Origin of the sequence: Flavobacterium sp. CSZ (assembly GCF_015350725.1) — a bacterium.
Lineage (GTDB): Bacteria > Bacteroidota > Bacteroidia > Flavobacteriales > Flavobacteriaceae > Flavobacterium.
Genome location: NZ_JADKPQ010000005.1, coordinates 216,158 through 237,737, shown reverse-complemented (window position 1 = coordinate 237,737; position 21,580 = coordinate 216,158). Strand labels below are relative to the sequence as shown.

Annotated in this window: 23 protein-coding genes and 1 riboswitch; of the genes, 13 read left to right on the top strand and 10 right to left on the bottom strand. The window is 34.0% G+C overall.

The window, feature by feature from the left end; translation table 11 throughout:
- Positions 1–31 precede the first annotated feature (31 nt).
- Complete coding sequence (locus tag IRZ78_RS08035) at positions 32–907, bottom strand: flavin reductase family protein (protein ID WP_194616032.1); 876 nt, start codon at positions 905–907, stop codon at positions 32–34.
- Between the two features lie 161 nt (positions 908–1,068).
- Between IRZ78_RS08035 and IRZ78_RS08030 the strand changes: the two genes are divergently transcribed.
- Entirely contained in the window at positions 1,069–2,217 is a 1,149-nt protein-coding gene (locus IRZ78_RS08030) for a HAMP domain-containing sensor histidine kinase (protein WP_194616031.1), read from the top strand.
- On the opposite strand, the gene IRZ78_RS08025 is transcribed toward IRZ78_RS08030, so the two are convergent.
- The 3 genes from IRZ78_RS08025 to greA form a co-directional block, all read right to left on the bottom strand.
- Complete coding sequence (locus IRZ78_RS08025; RefSeq protein WP_194616030.1) at positions 2,214–3,365, bottom strand: transglutaminase domain-containing protein; 1,152 nt, start codon at positions 3,363–3,365, stop codon at positions 2,214–2,216. The genes IRZ78_RS08030 and IRZ78_RS08025 overlap by 4 nt on opposite strands.
- 73 nt (positions 3,366–3,438) lie before the next feature.
- Positions 3,439–3,828, bottom strand: coding sequence for an HIT family protein (locus IRZ78_RS08020; protein WP_194616029.1), 390 nt, complete (start codon positions 3,826–3,828; stop codon positions 3,439–3,441).
- A gap of 73 nt (positions 3,829–3,901) precedes the next feature.
- Entirely contained in the window at positions 3,902–4,378 is a 477-nt protein-coding gene (gene greA, locus IRZ78_RS08015) for a transcription elongation factor GreA (protein WP_065448058.1), read from the bottom strand.
- A 155-nt stretch (positions 4,379–4,533) separates the two neighbouring features.
- Between greA and IRZ78_RS08010 the strand changes: the two genes are divergently transcribed.
- Positions 4,534–4,947, top strand: a complete 414-nt coding sequence (locus IRZ78_RS08010; protein WP_194616028.1) for a hypothetical protein — start codon at positions 4,534–4,536, stop codon at positions 4,945–4,947.
- 53 nt (positions 4,948–5,000) lie between these two features.
- On the opposite strand, the gene IRZ78_RS08005 is transcribed toward IRZ78_RS08010, so the two are convergent.
- From IRZ78_RS08005 to IRZ78_RS07985, 5 genes are all read right to left on the bottom strand, one after another.
- Positions 5,001–7,190 (bottom strand): TonB-dependent receptor, encoded by a 2,190-nt coding sequence (locus tag IRZ78_RS08005; RefSeq protein ID WP_194616027.1) that lies wholly within the window; start codon positions 7,188–7,190, stop codon positions 5,001–5,003.
- Positions 7,191–7,270: 80 nt separating this feature from the next.
- Positions 7,271–7,365, bottom strand: a riboswitch (TPP riboswitch).
- A gap of 152 nt (positions 7,366–7,517) precedes the next feature.
- The gene (gene arfB / locus IRZ78_RS08000; RefSeq protein ID WP_194616026.1) at positions 7,518–7,922 is read right to left on the bottom strand and encodes an alternative ribosome rescue aminoacyl-tRNA hydrolase ArfB; all 405 of its coding nucleotides are present in this window, start codon (positions 7,920–7,922) and stop codon (positions 7,518–7,520) included.
- Complete coding sequence (locus IRZ78_RS07995; protein ID WP_194616025.1) at positions 7,922–10,036, bottom strand: DUF4301 family protein; 2,115 nt, start codon at positions 10,034–10,036, stop codon at positions 7,922–7,924. Before IRZ78_RS07995 ends, arfB begins: the two co-directional genes overlap by 1 nt.
- Entirely contained in the window at positions 9,997–10,620 is a 624-nt protein-coding gene (pnuC, locus tag IRZ78_RS07990) for a nicotinamide riboside transporter PnuC (protein WP_194616024.1), read from the bottom strand. Before pnuC ends, IRZ78_RS07995 begins: the two co-directional genes overlap by 40 nt.
- A 28-nt stretch (positions 10,621–10,648) precedes the next feature.
- On the bottom strand, positions 10,649–11,377 hold the full coding sequence (locus tag IRZ78_RS07985) for a geranylgeranylglyceryl/heptaprenylglyceryl phosphate synthase (RefSeq protein ID WP_194616023.1): 729 nt from the start codon (positions 11,375–11,377) through the stop codon (positions 10,649–10,651).
- A gap of 82 nt (positions 11,378–11,459) precedes the next feature.
- Here IRZ78_RS07985 and IRZ78_RS07980 point away from each other — a divergent pair, with 82 nt between their 5' ends.
- The 3 genes from IRZ78_RS07980 (at position 11,460) to IRZ78_RS07970 (ending at position 12,837) form a co-directional block, all read left to right on the top strand.
- Positions 11,460–12,056: a Crp/Fnr family transcriptional regulator gene (locus IRZ78_RS07980; RefSeq protein WP_194616022.1), complete on the top strand. Its 597-nt coding sequence runs from the start codon at positions 11,460–11,462 to the stop codon at positions 12,054–12,056.
- 80 nt (positions 12,057–12,136) lie between these two features.
- Positions 12,137–12,424 carry a hypothetical protein gene (locus IRZ78_RS07975; RefSeq protein WP_194616021.1) on the top strand — a complete coding sequence of 96 codons (288 nt, stop codon included), beginning with the start codon at positions 12,137–12,139 and terminating at the stop codon, positions 12,422–12,424.
- Positions 12,421–12,837 (top strand): group III truncated hemoglobin, encoded by a 417-nt coding sequence (locus IRZ78_RS07970; RefSeq protein ID WP_194616020.1) that lies wholly within the window; start codon positions 12,421–12,423, stop codon positions 12,835–12,837. Before IRZ78_RS07975 ends, IRZ78_RS07970 begins: the two co-directional genes overlap by 4 nt.
- Before the next feature lie 101 nt (positions 12,838–12,938).
- On the opposite strand, the gene IRZ78_RS07965 is transcribed toward IRZ78_RS07970, so the two are convergent.
- A complete protein-coding gene (locus IRZ78_RS07965; RefSeq protein WP_194616019.1) occupies positions 12,939–13,589 on the bottom strand; it encodes a 4'-phosphopantetheinyl transferase superfamily protein in 651 nt (216 codons plus the stop codon).
- Between the two features lie 320 nt (positions 13,590–13,909).
- On the opposite strand from IRZ78_RS07965, the gene ahcY reads away from it, so the two are divergent.
- The 8 genes from ahcY to IRZ78_RS07925 all read left to right on the top strand — a co-directional run bounded on the left by ahcY (position 13,910) and on the right by IRZ78_RS07925 (position 21,499).
- Complete coding sequence (ahcY, locus tag IRZ78_RS07960; protein WP_065448069.1) at positions 13,910–15,226, top strand: adenosylhomocysteinase; 1,317 nt, start codon at positions 13,910–13,912, stop codon at positions 15,224–15,226.
- A gap of 233 nt (positions 15,227–15,459) precedes the next feature.
- Positions 15,460–17,778: a patatin-like phospholipase family protein gene (locus IRZ78_RS07955; protein ID WP_194616018.1), complete on the top strand. Its 2,319-nt coding sequence runs from the start codon at positions 15,460–15,462 to the stop codon at positions 17,776–17,778.
- 280 nt (positions 17,779–18,058) lie between these two features.
- Positions 18,059–18,634, top strand: coding sequence for a hypothetical protein (locus tag IRZ78_RS07950; protein WP_194616017.1), 576 nt, complete (start codon positions 18,059–18,061; stop codon positions 18,632–18,634).
- A gap of 4 nt (positions 18,635–18,638) precedes the next feature.
- Positions 18,639–18,923 (top strand): hypothetical protein, encoded by a 285-nt coding sequence (locus IRZ78_RS07945; protein ID WP_194616016.1) that lies wholly within the window; start codon positions 18,639–18,641, stop codon positions 18,921–18,923.
- A gap of 6 nt (positions 18,924–18,929) precedes the next feature.
- Positions 18,930–19,568, top strand: a complete 639-nt coding sequence (locus IRZ78_RS07940; RefSeq protein ID WP_194616015.1) for a hypothetical protein — start codon at positions 18,930–18,932, stop codon at positions 19,566–19,568.
- A gap of 90 nt (positions 19,569–19,658) precedes the next feature.
- Entirely contained in the window at positions 19,659–20,501 is an 843-nt protein-coding gene (locus IRZ78_RS07935; protein WP_194616014.1) for a hypothetical protein, read from the top strand.
- Between the two features lie 91 nt (positions 20,502–20,592).
- On the top strand, positions 20,593–20,925 hold the full coding sequence (locus IRZ78_RS07930) for an SMR family transporter (protein WP_194616013.1): 333 nt from the start codon (positions 20,593–20,595) through the stop codon (positions 20,923–20,925).
- 109 nt (positions 20,926–21,034) lie between these two features.
- A complete protein-coding gene (locus tag IRZ78_RS07925) occupies positions 21,035–21,499 on the top strand; it encodes a GNAT family N-acetyltransferase (protein WP_194616012.1) in 465 nt (154 codons plus the stop codon).
- Positions 21,500–21,580: the final 81 nt, after the last annotated feature.

The window sequence follows — 21,580 nt, the reverse complement described above, 5'->3', positions numbered from 1 at the left end:
CTTCTTTCTATATTAATTATTGTTTCTTTTCTTATTTTTTTGCTAAAAGTACTTTCCATGCCGATGAAATATCATCGTTATTCAAATATTTTTTGGCTTCTAAATGTACCTTTTCCTGATCATCGGAACTTAATACTCCTTTCACCGAAAAGTTTTCTTTCACAAATATACTAACTTCTTCCGTTGTAGGCAAGGCTTCAATGTTGCCTAATTTTCCTAGATCATTTCCGTTAAAAATGGGGCTTTCCCTGATATAATTAGGGATCACATCTACGCCAACGCCTAATGTTGTCAGAGGTTTTGGCACTTCAAAAAGCCCTTGGTTCGATCTTGAATACCAGTTACTTCCCAATCTCGAAACCAGATCAATTTTATGCTGATCGATGACTCCGTTTTCATCTAAAACAGCTTCATGAATATGAATTTTTACGACTTCGCAAAGAATCAAATTCCCCGCTCCGCCCTGATCTCCCAGCGGAATAATCTGCGTAACTTTGCACTCAAACTGCACTGGCGACTCTTTTACACGATACGGTTTAACAAAATCTGACGGAATTTGGGTTAGTCCGGCTTTGATAAATTCGTTGACACCTTCTCCATATTCAGTACTGGCCAATGAGGTTTGCTGCACAATATCATAATTGACTACATTAATTACTACTTCACGAGTTGCCTCTGCATTGATCAACGTATGTTTTACAGTATTATCACGTACACGACGTGCCGGCGAAAAAACTAAAATAGGCGGATTGGCACTGAACACGTTAAAGAAACTAAATGGCGACAAATTCGGGATACCTTTGGCACTAATAGTACTTGCAAATGCAATAGGCCTTGGCCCCACAGCGCTTTGCAAATAACCCTGCAGTTTTGCCGTTGGTATTTCTTTTGGATCGATGCTAATCATAGATTTTTCTTTTTGACCAAATCTCATTTCGGTTACTGCAAAAGTAGATAAATCGTTTATCCCAAAGAAATAGTTTTAGACTTAAAAACAAAAAAACTTTAGCCGTTTATAAAATATTAAATGTGTTTATTTCGTTATATTTATACCTCAAAAAATAATTTATGTCTTTTTCTGAAAGAAGAAATACAACTCGTTGGATTATTATTTTCATTTCCTTTTTAATCATTTCTTTGATTCTCTGGAACACTTATACTTTTTTCCAAATTTTCAAAAATGAAGAGAGACTAAAAATGAATCTTTGGGCCAATGCACAAAAAACACTGGTAAACGCCGATGAAAATACCGACCTCGATTTACCTCTTAACATTTTAAATAACAATACATCGGTTCCTGTTATGCTTACGATGTATAATAAAGTAATCAGCTCTGTAAATGTTCCTGAAGAAGTTCTTGCCGACAAAAAGAAATCAATGTCGTATTTAAAGAACTTAAAAAGTGAAAATGAACCCATAATTATCGAATATGCACCAGGAAAACACCAGGAGGTATATTACGGAAACTCGGCATTACTTAATAAACTCAAATATTATCCCGTTGCATTATTGCTGATCATCTTTTTATTTGGCGCTCTTATTTATAACTTTTACAGAAGTAACAAGATGGCCACTCAAAATAAACTTTGGGCCGGAATGGCAAAGGAAACCGCGCATCAAATCGGGACACCTTTATCTTCATTAATTGGCTGGGTTGAAATATTAAAAACAGAAGAAATAGATCAGTCGATAACTACAGAAATAGAAAAAGACATTGAGAGACTGCAAACTATTACGGATCGTTTTTCTAAAATTGGATCGGTTCCTGTTTTAGAAAAGCATGATATTATTACAGAGACATTACATACTTACGAATACTTGCAATCACGTTTTTCTAAACAAGTTACTTTCTCTTACAATACTCCAAAAGATCCTGTTTTGGTTATGATAAACCCAACGCTGCACAGCTGGACGATTGAAAATTTAGTCAAAAATGCCATTGATGCTATGAAAGGAAAAGGAAGCCTGGATCTTCGAATTGAACAAGATGCGCATCATGTCAAAATAAACGTAAAAGATTCCGGAACCGGGATTGCTAAGAATCAATTTAAAACCATTTTCGAACCAGGATTCACCACAAAAAAACGTGGTTGGGGACTAGGGCTTTCCCTTACCAAAAGAATCGTTGAAGAATATCATGGCGGAAAAATAAAAGTCCTCCATTCTGAAATTGGAAAAGGAACTACATTTCAGATTTCTCTAAATAAAATGGTTTAATTTAACGGAATACCAAACCAACTTACTTTTGTAAACATTGTTTTTCGAGCCAATTTTGACTTGCCTAAATATTTCTCAACAAATAAAAAATGTTCTTCCGATTGGCTAATAGCCTGATTTATTCCAGTTGACAAAGAAGTTATATTAGCTTGATTGCTTTTAGAAACAGTACCTAAGTTATCTAATAATTCTTTACTTTTTAAAAGCTTGTCTTTAGGTGAAGTAATCATTTTTTTTAGTTCATCATCAGAAACATTCGGCTTAAATTGATTGTTTCTAAAGGTGACAAATGTATTGAACTCACCGATACCTTCATTATAAAGACTTACAATTTTATTCACTTTTAAAAATTCAACTTCATTTCTTTTATAAGCCAGTCTATCAAAAATCATTGCATTTTTAACTCCGTTTTTCTCTATTCGATCTGCTGAGCTTACTAATTTTTCAATCTCAGATAAAGAATTGTATTTTTCAATTTCACTATCATAATCAAATTTTACTTTCGATTTATTTACTGCAAAATTGCCTTTATAAAACTCTTCATTTGTTATTGGATAATCTAAAAATTGCCACAAATAATCAAAAGACATGTGCGATGTAATGATTTTTGACGGATTTGTTTTAAAATAATAATTATTTATCTTCTTAACAAATTTACCTGCCGCAATAGAGCCTGATCCCCAGGTTGGATCAAAAACAAACCATTTACCGTCTATTTTTGCCCCACACCAGGCGTGTGATATATAATCTGTAAAACCGTTTTGTTTTGTGTATCCTTCTATAACTACAGATTCTATTCCTGCCTTGTTGGCGATATCATTAAAAACCTCAGCATAATTAATACAAACTCCTTTTTTGTTTTTAAGTGCTTTATTTATTTTATCTTCTTTACTTTCGTTAAAGTTTACTGCAAACATATTTTCTACATCATAACTAATATTCGAGGCTGTCCAATAAAACACAGCTCGTATTTTGTCGTCATCTGTTTTAAAATTATCTTTTATATAATTAGCAATATCCTGGGTTGATTTACCTGAACCAGCGTCAATTTTAGAAATTTGCTTATCTACAACTTCATAATTATTTTTAACTTGCCCTGAGGCTATGATAGAATAAAATGTGATTACTAATACTATATATCTTTTCATGATTAAAATTTTTGCTTAAAAAAAAATCACAATAAAAATTGTGATTTCTTTTTAAAAAAACTTAATATTTTATTTACAAATTTACCTGAATACTTTTAGCCAAAGCTTCAAATTCTTCTTTAGAAAGTGATACTTTATCATGAAAACGCATTTCATCCATATGGTTTAATGGAATTAAATGAACGTGTGCATGAGGCACTTCTAATCCTACAACGGCTATCCCAACTCTTTTGCAGGGAACGGTTTTCTCTAAAGCGGTTGCAATTTTCTTAGAAAACTTCATTAAACCTAAATACAACTCATCATCCATATCAAAAATCTTATCGATTTCTTGTTTCGGAATGCAAAGCGTATGTCCTTTTGCATTTGGATTTACATCTAAAAAAGCCAAATAATTATCATCTTCAGCAATTTTATATGCAGGAATTTCTCCGTTTACTATTTTGGTAAATATTGTACTCATCATTTAATTTTTTAAAAAGCCTTATACTGAGATTGCTTTCGCCCCGGCGAACAGGTCATTCCTGGCAATGACTTTAGTCTCTTGTAATTTCAAGAATTTCAAATTTCAAAACTCCGTTTGGCACTGTAATTTCTGCTACTTCTCCAACAGATTTCCCCAGTAAGCCTTTCCCTATAGGAGATGTTACAGAGATTTTTCCTGTTTTCAAATCGGCTTCACTTTCAGCAACAAGGGTATATTTCATTTCCATTCCGTTGCCCTGGTTCTTAATTTTTACATTAGAAAGTACCAATGCTTTCGAAACATCCAATTGAGATTCGTCTATTAATCTTGCATTAGAATACACTTCTTCCAATTTAGAAATTCTCATTTCTAACAATCCTTGTGCTTCTTTTGCGGCATCATATTCGGCGTTTTCAGATAAATCACCTTTGTCTCTTGCTTCTGCTATATCTTGAGATGCCTTTGGACGCATTACACTTTTTAAATGCTCCAACTCATCTTTTAATTTTTTTAATCCTTCTGCTGTATAATAAGATACTTTACTCATAACTTCGTCGTTTATATAAATACAAAAAATCCCATCGGGACGGGATTTTGTATTACAAATATACTATTATTTTTTATAGTACATAATTATATGTTAATCATATAAAAATCAAATCTAAATAAATTATTTTTGTTTCACTAATTCTTATTAAAATAATGAAAAAATTCTGGCTCTTAATCGTGTTTGTTTCTGTACTTATCTCTTGCAGTGATAATGGCGTAAGTAACAAAAACCCAAACATACCAAGTTATCCTGTTAACCTGACAGTTGATATGAATTTACCGGCGTATTCTAATCTTAAATTTGCAAGTAACGCTGTTATCGTTCCTAATTACGGAGCAAAAGGAATTATTATTTTTAATACCGGAAGTGGCTATAACGCATTTGATGCCGCTTGCCCTAATCAAGCTGTGAATTCATGCATTGCTATGACAATTAATGGTATCAATGCTGTTTGTTCCTGCGATAAAACAGAGTACAGTTTATTTACCGGACTTGGAGGAAAAGAATATCCATTAAAACAATATCGTGTTGAAGTAGGCGGAAGCGTAATTCACGTTTACAATTAATATAAAAAAAGCCTGAAAATTTAAACTTTCAGGCTTTTTTGTTTTTAGGCTTTTTAGAATTTCAATGTGAGTCCGGCCAGGAAATTAATCCCCGCCTGAGGATAATAGTATGGGTAGATATCCCACATGGCTCCGTTTGAAACATATTTTTTATCCAGAATATTATTTACTAAACCGGTAATCATAATCGATTTAAAAACTGATTTTGGTTTTATCTCATAAGACACATTCAAATCGTTTACAAAATAGTCTGCCAGCTTCGCTTCGGGCAATTCGATATTGTTCATGTATTGCTCTCCAACAAACTTTTGCAATAATGAAATATGTAAACTCTCCATCGGGCTGTACACAATAATATTTCCCGCAATTACATTTGGCGAATAAGCAATATCTGTTGTTCCATAGTATTGCCCTTCAACTGCTAAATCAACATTTTTATTGCTGCTTAAAGTAAAGTTTGGTCTAAGAAGGAATTTCTCCGAAAGCTTTATTGTTGCATCTACTTCAAATCCTAAACGATAGCTTTTTTCAGTATTGGCACGAATTGGCGCCCCAACATCATCTAACCTTCCCGTTAAGATCAATTGATCTTTATAACCCATATAGTAGAAATTAGAATTCAGTTGGAATTTCTCTGAATTGAATCTCCATCCTAATTCAAAATCATTTAATTTTTCAGGTTTTACATTTCCACCTTCATAATCGGTTCTGTTGGGTTCACGATTAGCGCGTGCATATGAAAAGTAAAGTGTATTTTTTTCATTGATTTCGTAGTTTAATCCTGCTTTTGGATTGAAGAAATCAAAAGTATCATCGACTATTCCTGTTTCTTTTGAATTTGCCTTGTACTGAACTCTTCTATATTGTAAATCTCCGTAGAAGCTCAATTTTTCCGTAAACTGATAATTGGCTTTTGCGAAAACATTTCCATCCGTTTTTGTGGAATAATCATCATAATAATGATCTCCCAATTCTGACTGTCCAGAGTTTCGGGCCCAAATTACTTTTCCGTAATGATCTCCTTCATATTTGTTCCAGCCTCCGCCAAGAATAACATCCAGTTTTTCTTCTTTGTATTTTACAGAAAAAGTTGTTCCGTAAAAATCATTGTCTAACCATTTCTGACGAATTAAATCTGTTCCCGGAACTAATTCTCCCAAGTCATTTTCAACCATTTTGGTAGGCTGAATTGGTCCGTATCCGGCAATTGGTTCGTTGTATTTATAATTTTCATAAAACCCTAGCCCTTTAGTATAATGAATAGCTAAGTTGCTGCTCCATTTATCAGACCATGATTCACTCCAATGTAACTGATAATGGTTTTGTTTGTAATTATCAGTTTCGTTGTCGTAGAAATGAACATTTCCTGCCTCATCTTTATATTTTCCTGCAGAGTTGTAAGTACGATCTGAATTTAAAGTTTCAGCATCAATTCCGTTCCAGGATTGGTATGTTTTTTCGGTTCCACCAAAAACTAACGCTTTAATTAAAGTCGTTTTTCCAACATAAGTTCCTTGCAGGAAATAAGATTTCAGATCAGAACTACCCCGATCTACATAACCATCAGATTTAATGGTAGACAAACGCCCGGCCAACTCAAAATGATCGTTTAATAAACCTGTACTGAATTTTACCGTATTTTTATTTGAATTGAAACTTCCGTAAGAACTCGAAATTTCTCCCGTTGGCTTTGAAGCATAATTATCTGTAAGCATGTTTAAACTCGCGCCAAAAGCTCCTGAACCATTGGTAGAAGTTCCTACCCCGCGCTGTAACTGAAGACTTTCTACAGAAGACGCAAAATCGGGCATATTTACCCAGAAAGTTCCCTGGCTTTCAGAATCGTTATACGGAATTCCGTTGATGGTTACGTTTACCCTTGTAGCATCGCTTCCGCGGACTCTGATTCCGGTATAGCCTATTCCGCCTCCTGCATCAGAAGTGGTAACAACAGATGGAAGATAGTTCATTAAAACTGGAATATCCTGTCCTAAGTTTCTAAATTTAATTTCTTTTTTATCCATATTACTAAACGTAACCGGAGTTTTTGTCGTAACACGAACTGCCGAAACTAACACATCGTCAAGCTTATTGACTTTGGTTGAATCTTGTACTTGTGCGAAAGAGTAAAGAGAATAGAATAAAGAAAATAGAGTAAAGAAAATAAATTTGGTTCTGCTCACTTTTTGAGCCTTAGAACCTTTACCACTTAGTACCTTAGCACCTAAAAAAAATGTTTTCATTCGTAAAGAATTACGAATAAAAGGGGGAATTATTCTTTGTTAAATTAATAAATGTTTCACGACAAAATATAGTATGCACGCCAAAATTGTCGTTTATTTCCCTTAGCGACATTACTCGCTCAGGTTCGTTGGGTATGATCTCAGCTCGTTATTTAGAGCACCCCTTTGAGACAGTGCAAATGTAGTGTTAAAAATTTCAAAAGTCAAAAGACAATGGCAAAAATCAATTACAATAAATTAAATTCCAAAAAACAATAAATCCAAAAAAACTGAAATTCCAAATTCCAATTGAAAACTACATAAGCGAGCTTTTTGGAATTTGGAATTTTATTCTAAATCTGGTTTTCTTCGAGATTGTTTTCTTTCAGAAATATTCTTTTTGTCTTTGATTCGTTTTTTAATTACCGATTTTGGGATTTTGGTGGCTTTACGAACTTTAGGTACAAACAATCCTTTTTTGATGATTTCCAAAAAACGTTTAATGACAATATCTTTGTTTTTAAGCTGACTTCTGTCTTCATCACAATTTAAAATTAAGATATTTTCTGCGGTTAAACGTGGTGCAATATTCGTTAGCAAAAGCAGCTTCTCTTCTTCAGATAAAGCCTGAGAAGTATTCAAGTAAAAAGTCAAAACTACTTTCGATGATACTTTGTTTACGTTTTGTCCCCCAGCGCCACTACTTCTGACCGCTTTAAAAGTTAACTCTGATATGATTTTTTCGATATCCATTATTGTGGCTGATGTGCTGCTTTTAATAAATCGTTTACTGTTTTTACCGGATTAAAAGTAATCAAGGGTACTGCCACAAAAATAGTCAACCAATTGGCCATTGCGCCATTCCATAAGCCCGGTAATTCGTAGCTCTTAACTATTTTTCCCTCGACACTTTTCTCGACTATAAAACCTGCTTTCTGATCTACAAATTGCAGTAAATCAAACTTTTCATTTTTATAGTTTTTAATTCCGCAAACCAGATCAACCGGATTAAAATGAGTTGCTTCGGCAAGAATTTCCGTTTGTTTTTTGTTGGCCAAATCTACTTGCGAGGTTTCTACAATTTGCAACGAAACAGCTCCTTTATCATTTCTCACCCAAAATGGTCCTCCACCCGGTTCTCCTTCATTTTTTACCATTCCGCAAACGCGAATAGGCCTGTCCAGCAATTCTTTTATTTTATTGACTTTATTCTCGAAAGTGAATTTATTAAAATCATTACTTAACTCAATATTGAGTTTCTGCATTAAAAAAGCAACAATTTCTTCGATGTTTTCTTCTTTTATTTCCTGCTTTTCAATTGCATTTAAATAACCGAAAACTTTTTGCTGCACTTTTATTAAAACACCGGCCAAAGCCTTTTTATACAATGCAATTTTATCAATATGATTTTGAATTACATTGTCAATGTTTTTTATAAAAATAATATCCGAATCGAGTTCTTTTAAATTTTCTATTAATGCGCCATGTCCTCCTGGTCTAAAAACCAAATGATTGTCTTTGTCCCTGATAGGATTATTTTTTGCATCGACACAAATAGAATCGGTGCTTTTGTTTTGGTACGAATAACCAATATCAATTTTAATTTTCGAATCCTGTTCTACTTTTTCTTTTAGTACCTCAACTTCGTTTTCAAATAAAGCCTGATGAATTTCAGAAACCGTAAAATGCAAATTAGAAACCTGATTTGAAGTTGCATAATGTACACATTCGTTCAAATGTTCTTCTATTGGGTTTGCTATATGTGTTTTATAATGATGAAATGGCAAAACTGCTTTTGGTTTGTTTGCAAAATCAAAGTAATCAGAATCTAGTAATATCTTTACGAAATAATAATTTTTATAATCGCGGTCTAAAGTTTCAAAATCAGGATAAACCTCTTTAAGCTTTTGGTCTACTGATTTAAAGAACGGAAACTTATCCATTGCCACAATAAAAATAGACAAATCACTTTCTTTTTTTCTGTTGATATAAGCGTTTATCGTTTCTTTTTTAATATCAAAATCATTTAAAAAAGCGCTTAAAAATTTAAACATTCTGCTTGCCGCGCCTGATGCCGGAACAAACTTTTTTAGTTTTAATGTCTCTTTTTGAAGATCAAAAAAATGAGCCCTTTCTTCAAATTCAGCTTCTGAGAGACTTAAAATCCCGTTATTGATCGTTGCCGGGCTTATTAAGTTGCTTTTTAAAATGCCGTTCTTAAAAATTTCAAGCTGTTTTAGAATTTTATCAAAAGGGATTCCGTGATTGTATATCTGCACAAAATCTGCTGATGAAAAACCATGTTGTTTTGCCACAGACAAATTATCAATAATTGCAGTTGCTTTTGCCAAACGGCTTTCTTTATCACCGGATAGTGTTATAAAGGGCTTTTTGGTATCAATTAGGGTTTGTTTAAAAACAGAGAATACAGATTCCCTCCCGTCAGGAGTATCTCTAATGTCGTCTTTCTCCCAGGGAACATCTATATCTGTAAGGAAAAATAAATCGTAATCATGTTCTAATGCCGCTTCGTTTAAAAGCGGATCACAAAAACCATAATACATTTCAGAGAAAACTTTGGTCACCATCAAATTAGTATCAGAAAACAAATACTTTTTTGCCGAGGCCAATTTTTTATTTTCTAATGCAACCTGTCCATACGCAATAGGCAGCATATCATCGGCAACACAAATGTGTTGGTTCTCTTCCCATTTTTCCTGCAAATAATCACGTGCAAACTCAGGAACCCATTCGGTTTCGTAATATTCTGCAAGTTGTTTTGCCAATGTAGTTTTGCCCGTACTTTCAGGACCAAATAAGGCAATTTTTATGATAGCTGTTTTTTGCTGTCTAAGATTTTTCTCCATTCTAAATAAGCTGAAATAGCCAAAATTGTAAAAATTAAATATTGTAGCGACAACATCCCTAAACCGCGATAGGCGTAAAGAGGTACTACAATAATGTCGCCAATGATCCAAAGTATCCAGTTTTCGATCTTTTTCCTGGCCATGTACCACATTCCTGCAAAAAATATTCCAGACGAAATCATGTCGACATAATTGTCATTTTTGATCTCGTAATCAAAATATTTATAAATTCCGAAAACTACAAAAACAGTTACAAAAAACAGTATAACTCCAATTATTTTTTCATTAACATTTGTTCTCGTAATTGGCAAATTATCTTCTACGGTTCCGCCTTTTGCCCAAACATACCAACCGTAAATACTCATTATAGAGAAATAACCATTAATAATCATATCGCCAATATAACCTGCAACGTATAACAAATAAACCGAAATAACGGTCGCAATTAGTCCTGTTGGGTATACCCAGATATTTTCTTTCTTCGCAAACCAAACACTTAAAATCCCACAAACAAAAACTAAAAATTCCAGGGCAATATGCCAAAGTGGAGCGTTTTTGTAACTTTCAAGAAAAAAATCTATCATTGGGCTGGTTGTTTTTGGTGGTTCTTAATTATGATTCAAAAAAATGACTGTCGTTTTCGAAAGCAGTCCCTATAACGACCAGATCTGCACCGGCAGTATAGGCATTTTGAATTCCTTGCAAATCTACAATTCCTCCTCCAACAATAATAGGAATATTGACATTTTGAGCAATTAACTCTATCATTTCCAGCGGAACCGGTTTCTTTGCTCCACTTCCCGCCTCCAGATAAATCAATTGATTGCCTAACATTTCTCCGGCCTGTGCAGTGGCCAGAACCAAATCAAAATTTTCTCTGTTTAATGGCTTTGTTTTGCTTACTCGTGCTACGGCAGTTTCATTACCGCTTTCGATCAAAATATAACCTGTAGAAATAACTTCAAGGTTCGTTTTTTTAAGAATTGGTGCTGCCTGAACCTGATATTCTATCAAATAATCCGGATTTCTTCCGGATAATAAAGACAAGAACAAAATAGCATCGGCCTGAGGTGAAATTTGCGACGGATTACCCGGAAATATTACAACGGGCAAATTTGTTTTTTGTTTTAATGCTGCAATTAAATCCTCTAAGATTGTAGACTCTACAATACTTCCTCCCACAAAAATATGTGTTGCAGGCGATTGATTGATTTTAAGCAGTAAATGATCTAAATTTTCCCAAACAATTTTATCAGGATCTAAAAGTATGGCCAGTAATTTTTGTCTGTTACTTTTAGCTTCCAGAATTTGCTGGCGTATATTGGGTATTTTTTGTCTCATAACGGGCGTAAAAGTAAAAGTTTTTTAATGTAGAAGAACTATTTTGAATGAATTATATTTGTGTTATAGCTAAAACAAAATTATGATTGCAATTGATCTGTTGGAGAAATATGGCGCATTGAAGAAATCTTTCGATAAAAACCAAATTATTTTTGAAGAAGGCAATCTTCCAACACATTACTATCAGATCATTTCCGGCGAGGTAAAAATGAGCAATTACAATGATGACGGCCGAGAATTTATTCAGGGTATTTTCTATAAAGAGCAATCTTTTGGAGAACCGCCTTTATTTTTAAACCAAAATTATCCTGCCAATGCAATCGCTGCCCAAGATGCAGAAATTCTTGTGCTGCCTAAAAGCAGTTTTATGAAATTGCTCGAAGAAAATGCCAACGTGAGTATTAAAATCATCGAGAATTTAGCGCAGCGTTTGTATTATAAATCGGTTATGGCGGCAGAGATGTCTACGCAGGAACCTGAACACCGTGTCCTTAAATTAATCGATCACGGAATCGCTTACTTTAATTTTCAAAAAGATGAAAACGGTTACCTCATCAATTTTACCAGACAACAGATTGGAGATTTAACCGGTTTGCGTGTAGAAACCGTAATTAGAACCATAAAAGCTCTTGAGAAAAAAGGTGTTCTAAAGATTATAAACAGAAAAGTATACCGATAAAAAAGTTCTTGTTTTATGATTTTAATCATAAATACGAGGTCTAAAGTGCTTGTACCTTTGTTACTCTAAAAACAAATATTATGACACTTTATCAAACAACATTCGAAAATTTCAATAAAAATTATATGGGTTCTGCAGCAATGGCTGTAATTGGTCAAAGCTGTTTAGGCGCCGCTGCAGCGATGTATATTCTTTCTCACGGAACCTCTATTGGTCAAATGATACAATTAGGAATTATTGTATTAGCTTGTATTCTTGCCAACACTTCTATACTTGCACAAATGAAACACAAAGTGGTTTTTAACTTTATCATTACAAGTGCTATTTTAAGTGTTTTACTTATCATCCTGAACAATTTTATCCTATGAGAAAACCAATAGAAAACAGGGATGATATCTCTTGTTTAGTACATCAGTTTTATGCTAAAATAAGAGCCGATGAAGAAATCGGCTTTTATTTTAATACGATGATTAAAGATTGGGATTCGCATCTGGAAAAGCTGACTGATTTTTGGGAAACGAATTTGTTTGCCGTAAAAAAATATAAAGGAAATCCGCATGCGGTGCACAACGAAGTTGATGCTCATTTTGAAAGCAAAATCACTTCGAACGAATTTGGTATTTGGCTGAATTATTGGTTTCAAACCATAGACGAAAATTTTGAAGGCGAAAATGCCGATACGCTAAAAAGACGCGCCAGAAAAATGGGAACTTTTTTGTTTATGAGTATCTTTGAGCATCGTAAGAAGATGAGTGAAGCTTCTTTAGAGCATTTAAATTAAACGCATTTTTTTTCCTTGCGAGGAACTCTTTTTAAATTTTGATTTTATTATAGAAATCGAAATGACAAGATTATCGCCAGTATTGGAATTTCATCCCAAATTTATTTTTCAAAAGAATAAACCAAAGTAAAGTCCTGCCCTGAAGTACTTGACTTGATCTCTTTATAATGCACATCAAAATTTACTACAAGATCATTAAAATACAGGCTGGCCTCTGTTAGGTTTTCGTTTAATGAAAAAGCATTTACCCTGATATGATCTTTGAAACTGATTCCCATTTCGTTTCTGATTTTAAAAATCGCTTCTTTTGCGCCCCAAATTACGGTAAGTTCCTTGATATAATCGGGTGTATTTTGAGTGTTTAAGTAACTGGTTTCACTATCTACAAATTTATCAGCGATTCTTAGGATTTTTTCGCGTTGTAATTCCATGTCGATGCCTACGGTTTCGTCGCTAATGATAATAGCGGCAAAATCGTGCGAATGTGTAATTGAGATATGATTGTGACAATTAAAATAAGGTTTCCCAAATTCGTCATAATGCATTTCGTGATCTGTAAAACCCATTTCCTGTATTAGCATACGAACGCTCAAAAAAGCACGCTGATGCATTTGCGACTTCATTCCGTTTAGTCTTTGCTGCGTTTTATCTTTTAAGACTACCTTGCTCAATAACTCCTCAAAAGATTCGGTTATGTGCCAAATTAAGATTTTGGTAGTTTCGTTGAATTGTATGGTTTCGAATAAAGGCATTCTTTTTTAATTATGAATTATGAGTTTTAAGTTATGAATTATTTTCCGGATTTGAAAACTGAACTTCTTATTTAATGTCTCGTCTTTTTAGACCTGATGGAAACGGCATCCTTTTGTGGTGGGGTCCAGCACAAAAGATATAGTGGACAGCAGGAAATAGCTCCTTATTTTCAAAATCATCTTACAACAAGTAAATTATTTAGCTAAAGTTCAAAAGATTAAGAAATTAAACATTTCACAAATCTTATAGAAAGTAGGTAAAATTAAAAACCTATTCCGTAAATTTGCAAAAATTTTACAATATACAAATATACTATATAATGAGTACTACAACTACGCCTTTTGTGGCTTTCAAAGTAAAAGACATCTCTCTAGCGGCTTGGGGAAGAAAAGAAATTGAATTGGCTGAAGCTGAAATGCCAGGTTTAATGGCTCTTCGCGCTGAATATAAAGACGAACAACCTCTTGCAGGTGCTCGTATCGCTGGATGTTTACACATGACGATCCAGACTGCAGTTTTAATCGAAACTTTAATTGCTCTTGGTGCAGAGGTTACATGGTCTTCTTGTAACATTTTCTCTACTCAGGATCAGGCTGCTGCTGCTATTGCTGCTGCAGGAATTCAGGTTTATGCATGGAAAGGTTTAGATGAGCAATCATTTGACTGGTGTATTGAGCAAACTTTATTCTTTGGCGAAGACAGAAAACCTTTGAACATGATCCTTGATGACGGTGGAGATTTAACTAACATGGTTATTGATCGTTTCCCGGAATTGGTTCCTGGAATCAAAGGATTATCTGAAGAAACTACAACTGGAGTCCACAGACTCTACGAAAGAGTAAAAGCCGGAACTTTACCAATGCCTGCAATCAACATTAATGACTCTGTTACTAAATCTAAATTTGATAACAAATACGGTTGTAAAGAATCTGCTGTAGATGCTGTACGTCGTGCTACTGACTTAATGTTGGCTGGAAAAAGAGTTATTGTTTGCGGATACGGTGATGTTGGAAAAGGAACTGCTGCTTCTTTCAGAGGTGCCGGATCTATTGTAACGGTTACTGAAATCGATCCAATTTGTGCTTTACAAGCTGCAATGGACGGTTACGAAGTTAAAAAATTAAATACTGTAATTGCTACTGCTGATATCATCATTACAACTACAGGAAATAAAGATATCGTTCTTGGAGAGCACTTCGAACAAATGAAAGACAAAACTGTTGTTTGTAACATTGGTCACTTTGACAACGAAATTGATATGGCTTGGTTGAACAAAAACCACGGTGCATCTAAAATCGAAATCAAACCACAAGTTGACAAATACACTATCGCTGGAAAAGATATCATCATTCTTGCTGAAGGTCGTTTGGTAAACCTTGGTTGTGCTACAGGTCACCCAAGTTTTGTGATGAGTAACTCATTTACCAACCAAACTCTTGCTCAAATCGAATTATGGAAAAACAGCGCTGCTTACAACAATGACGTTTATATGTTACCAAAACATTTAGATGAAAAAGTTGCTGCTTTGCACCTTGCTAAATTAGGAGTTGAATTGGAAACTTTACGTGACGATCAGGCTGCTTATATTGGTGTTCCGGTTGAAGGTCCTTTCAAACCAGAGTACTACAGATACTAAATAGATTTTAGATTTTAGTTCCGAAACTTCGGGATTAGATTCTTGAAATTACTAAATATTAGAACCCTTGCAGAAATGTGAGGGTTTTTTATTTCAAAATCCTTTCCTTTATAAGTAAATTGTTTTTTATCCTTAAACACATTTCTTACAAAAAATTATATTTTTAAAAAATAAGTCCTTAATTTTAAAAATAAAATAAGTATCTATTTATCAAATACATAAATGTTATAATCTTGAAAAAAACATCTTATTTGTTCGTCTTCTTATTTTTACTTAGCCTCCCGCACACTATTTTTTCTCAGGAAAAGAAACCCAAAGTCGTTTTGGTCTTAAGTGGTGGTGGCGCAAAAGGTATTGCACATATTCCGCTTTTACAAAAACTAGATTCTTTGCACATTGTACCTGATCTTATTGTTGGGAACAGTATGGGCAGCATTATAGGAGGTTTGTATGCGATGGGCTATTCTGGTGATAGTATCGAGAAATTAACCAAAGATATTAATTGGGATAAACTATTTGGCGGAGGCCAGTCCTTACGATCTGTAAGCGTAGAGGAAAAAAGAGAATTCCAGAGATATTTAGTGGGAATAGGAATTAAAGATAAAAAACTAAACAGCGTTGGCTCCCTTTTAAATGATCAAAACTTAAGAGAATATCTCGCAGAATTAACCTATCCGGTATATAATATTAAAGATTTTGACAGCCTGCCAATACCGTTTAGAGCCATGGCTACTGATTTGGCCGAAGGAAAAGAGGTTATTTTAAGCAAAGGCAATCTTGCTTATGCCATGAGAGCGAGTATGTCATTGCCAGGTATTTTTAAGCCTATGACATACGAAAAAACGGTATTAGTCGACGGAGGGGTACTGAATAATTTTCCCACAGATGTCGCCAAAGAAATGGGTGCCGACTTTATTATTGGCAGTGATGTGGGTGGCGGATTGGAACCAATAGCCAAACTGAACAATCTTATAACTATATTGACTCAAACCAGTATGTTCCCAAGTAATATTAAGAATCCGGCAAACCGAAAACTTTGCAATATCTTAGTAGATCACCTGCCTAACTTACGTTTTTCTACTGCTGATTTTGCAGATAGCGAAGAAATCTATAAAGACGGGAAAATTGCCACAAACGAAAATCTTCCCGCCTTGATTGTATTATCAGAAAAACTAAAAGCATACACACAACGAACTCACGAATTACCAAACATACCCGCAGAATTTATTCTTGACACTATTGTGTACAAAAAAATCAGTCCTGAAAACCTTGCGCTGGTATTAGGAAGAATAAATCTTAAAACACATGTAAAATATACCACCAAAGATTTAATAGCAGGTATCAACCGCGCAATGGGCACGAATCTTTTTGATGAAATTACATACAGCTATTTTATCAAAGATGACAATAAACTAGGAGTAACGATATTTGGACATGAACGTGCCAAAAACCAACTGAACACATCAGTACATTATGACACTTACCGGGGCGTTGGAATCATTTTTAATTACACTGCCAGAAATGTTCTTGCCAGAGCATCCCGGCTTCTTTTAACAGTCGATATTGCAGAACAGCCAAAAGCACGAATCAATTATCAGAAAAATTTTGGAAAAAACCGAGACTGGTGGTGGTCATCTGAACTTTATGGAGCTTTTTTAAGGCAAGAGATTTATTTTAACGGCAAAGCTTCAGATAATGTACTTTATAATGCTGTAGAATTCAGTAATGAGATCAACAGAAATTTAAATTCACTAAAAAGTTATTTTGGCTATGGTTTAAATTATCAATACGCCAATTTAAAACCAAAATACGACAGAGAATACAATCCAAATTCCATCGATATCACGAATTATTCCTTAAACAGCATCGAACTCAACATGCATTATTCCTACAATGATATGGATAAAGTTTTCTTTGCTGAAAACGGAAAAATTATAAAAGCAAATGTAACCCGATCATTGTTATCAGATGTCTACACCTCTTTTAACGCCCCGGATCGAACAAGTATATCCGGTGCAACCAATGGTTATACAAAATTTGGTTTCAGCTTTGAAAAGAGAACCCTCTTAAAAAAGAAAATTACCGGAATCATTGGGTTTGATTCTTATTTTATTTTTGAGGATAAACTCAAAGACAGCCAAATCCCATTTTCGGATTTTGGTTATGCTTCAAAATATTTCTTAGGAGGAAATATACCCAGTTCCGGTAGTAATCGTTTTTCATTTCCCGGCCTACACGAAGACGAACTGAATGTTTCACAATATATGGGCTTAAAACTAGCTTCTCAAATAAACCTTATGGGAAAAATCTATTTAACTCCCCATTTTAATATCTCTACTGTTGGGTTTGAATCTTTTGATAAATACATTAACAAAGCCTTTAGTCCAAAAGGAAATTGGGATGATGGCTTCGACCCTAGCCTTGTAATATCCGGAGGAGCCGCTATTTCTTATCAATCCATTTTAGGCCCTATTCATTTTGATACTTCCTGGATCAATAATATCGACAAAGTGAGATTGTTTTTTAGTGTCGGATTATCATTCAATCCATAGCAACAGTAAATTAGACATTTACGATTCTTCAATCTAAAATCAGAAAATCAAAAATAATTATCAGGGCGTGCCACCATCCTGATAAGAGCGCCAAAATACTGTACGTGTATACGCCCTCTTATCAGGATGGTGTCAGGCTATCCGTGCTACTTCGGTAGCTCACTGCGATCCCCTCCCGCTCACGTAAACCAAGAACATTAATTTAATCAGATATTTTAGACGGTTTTTAAATTTAAACTTTACATTTGAACTTCAAATCCCCAATATCTAAAACCTAATTATGAGAACACGCCTTTTTTTAATCCTAATAATATTGTTGCCTTTTTTTACCAATGCCCAATCTAGTATGCAAAGACAAATGCAGGCTTCGAACGCAATGGTGAGACAGCAAAACCAAATGTTTCTGCAGCAACAACAGCAACAACGTGCTATGGCAAGCATGATGAACAACATCGAAACAAAAGAAACCAAACTAGCCAAAGAAGAAAAAAAACTTAAAAAACTTCAGGAAAAATCAAAACAAAGAGAAGCCGATTTAAAGACAAAAAACGACGCACTAAAAACTCTTGAAATCAACTCCGAGAAAAGCAATAATTCTGACATTCTAAAAGATATCGAAAAGTCTAAAAAAGAAATCGCCAAGTCTGAAGAAAAAATAAGCAAATCGAAAACAGATATCGAAAAGAGTTCGACTAAAATTCAAGATTTACAAAACCAGATACAAGCTGATAAAATCAAAAAAGAAGAATTAGAGAAAAAGCACGAAGAAGAAAAAAAGGCCAAAGAAGAAGAAAAAAGAGTAAAGGAAGAGGAAAAGGCGAAAAAACAAAAAGAAAAGCAAGACAAGAAAAAATAGCACTATGATCGAAAAAGTTGTATGCGAAACGCACGGCACAAAAGACATGTCTTTCTCCTGTATTCATATTTCAATGGCAATAGACCAAAAAGAAAAAGTAGGTTTCTTCTATTCTGAAGCCGAAGAAGATCTCCCACAAATTGCCTGGTGCGGAGCATGTGAACAATGGCTGCTGGATAACGGTGAAGAATGGACAGACGTTTTTCAAACTAATGCCGATTTTAAAATATTATGTGCTGATTGTTTTGATGAGGCAAAAAACAAGGAAACAGAGATTCATCTAAGATAAATAAACATGATTTCTACAAAAAACTTTACATTATTACCCCATAAAAATGCATTACAAAATATCTGTAAAGTAATCTCGGTTTTGGATGCTATTATTTGCCAGGAATGGGAATATCGATATTATTCGTATAATTCTAAATGGGGAGAAGGCGAAGAATTTTGCGAAATGAGAGATGGATCCGGCGATTTAATGAACATTCTTTTTCTTGAAAATCATTGTGTAATAAATGGTTTTGCACACGAATTTCAGCATAACAAAAAAAGTGATCTGACTAAAAATTTACCTGAAATTTATAATGAATTTATATTTGGGGAACCCGTCGCCTCTCTCGGAACTACATTTTGTTTATGGACAAATGAAACCGGAAATTGGCAAGTAGGAATGATTGAAGATTATAATGACAATTCAGCTGAATTACTCGCTATTTTTGACGGAAATCCTCAGACTTACATTGACTGGGCAAGCGAATATTTTGAAGATTCTTATAAAGAAACCGGAATACCATTAAAAACAGTAACCGAAATTTATCAAGGCAAGATATTAACCAAAGAAATGGTTTTATCTATTGTTGACGAAATCGAAGATTGGGGATTATTAGAAGAAGATTTAAAGGAAATAAATTACCCTTATGATTTCAATAAATAAACGTCCTAATACAGTTTATCAAACAGATCATACATTAGCAAAAAAATATAAAAACAAACAATCAAAACCTTACTAATTTAGACCTTAAAAATGAATGTAAAATTACTCATCACAAGTTTATTCCTTCTTCTTACTTCTGTCACTTTCTCTCAAAAAATATCCGTTAGTGAAATAAATGAAAAAAGATCCACATCAGAGAATTCGTTTTACAACGAATGCGAAATTGAACTCAAAATATGGGGAGATGAAATTCGAAAATACAAATTTGTTAAAATCAGTAAAATCACTAAGGCAATCGATGACCAGGGACTTGACCTGATCAATGAAGACAGGACTAATTCCGATTATATTAAAATAGATCAGACCGCTAAAATCAAACTGGAAACCAAAGTTCCATCCCGAAAAGCAAAAACCATTAAAGAACTGAGCGGAGAAGTAAGTCTATACAACCCTAATGTAGCAAATGGGAGTGAAATTAAAATTGCTAATTATCAGAGTAAAACCAATGTAAATCTTGTACCTGGCAAATCCGACATTCAAATCCTTTATCTGACAAAAGAATCTTACGCAAAATATGTCAAAGAGAATAAAGACAAAAAAGCAGAAGAGCTTAAAAAACTACCCGAAGCTGCAAGACAGCTTGCCGAAGGCTTGGTAGGTGCTTTCGACGGCCTTTTTAGCTCTGACGAGACTGATGACTCTAATAAAGTTTACTTTTATGTAAATGGCGATAAAGCTAAATTTGTCGATTTATTTTTTGAAGACGCAACCGGCAAGAAAATAGAACGAAATGGCAGTATGAGCAACAATAACTTGTTTACTTACTATTTTGACGAAAAACCAAATACAAACTGGAAATTGGTAATTAATATCGAGACAGATAAATCAACCAAAAAAGTTCTTTTTAAACTAATGGACATTGAATTGCCATAATTTAAACTCGAATTAATCCGTAAAAAGTATATTATCTTACCTATTCCTCTTTTCACATCAACACAAAGGTTAACTTTGTGAAAAACGTGCTATGAAAAACTTCTTCTTTTTAGGAATCGCTATTATATTTGAGATCATTGCCACTTCTGCTTTAAAAAAATCAGAGCAGTTTACACAGATTATTCCAAGTATCATAACAATTGTAGGGTATTTTGCTGCATTCTACTTTTTAAGTTTTGCTATTAGAACCATCCCGGTTGGTATTGCGTATGCTATTTGGTCCGGAGTTGGGATTGTCCTGATTACTATTATTGGAGCAGTTTTCTTTAAGCAAATCCCGGATTTACCTGCCATTATAGGATTGGCATTGATTATGGTTGGTGTTGTGGTTATAAATGTTTTTTCTAAAACTACGGCGCATTAAATCTATAATAATAAATTGTTTCAAGTTTCAGGTTTCAGGTTGCTTCAGTTCTTAAAAAAATGATACCTTTTTTATCAATTTTCAACTTAGTCATTTTAAAAATAAAACAATGGATTTCAAAAAAGCTACAATTTCAGATTTGACAGAAATGCAGGAAATGTATATCGAAACCATAAAATGGGTTTGCAAAAACGATTACAGCCCTTTAGAGATTGATGCTTGGGTTTCCGGATTAAACAATGTAGAACGCTGGCTAAAAGTTATTCATGCGCAATTTGTTTTATTGGCTCTTATTGATGATAAAATTGTAGGTTACGGGACGCTAAAAGATGGCAATTACATCGACTTTTTCTGTGTTCATAAAGATTTCCAACGACAAGGAATTGCCGATAAAGTATTCAATCAATTAGAAAATGAAGCTAAAAAGGAAAACTCAGAAATCATCACAGCCGACGTAAGCATTACTGCAAAACCATTTTTTGAGAAAAAGGGATTTATCGTAAAAACCAAACAAAAAAATATCCGATTAGGTGTTGAGCTTATCAATTACAAAATGGAGAAAAGTTTGAAGTAACAAAATAATTGTTTCAGGTTTCAGGTTGCTACAGAACCTGAAACTTTAAACAATAAAAACAAAAACACCGCAAGTTTCGGA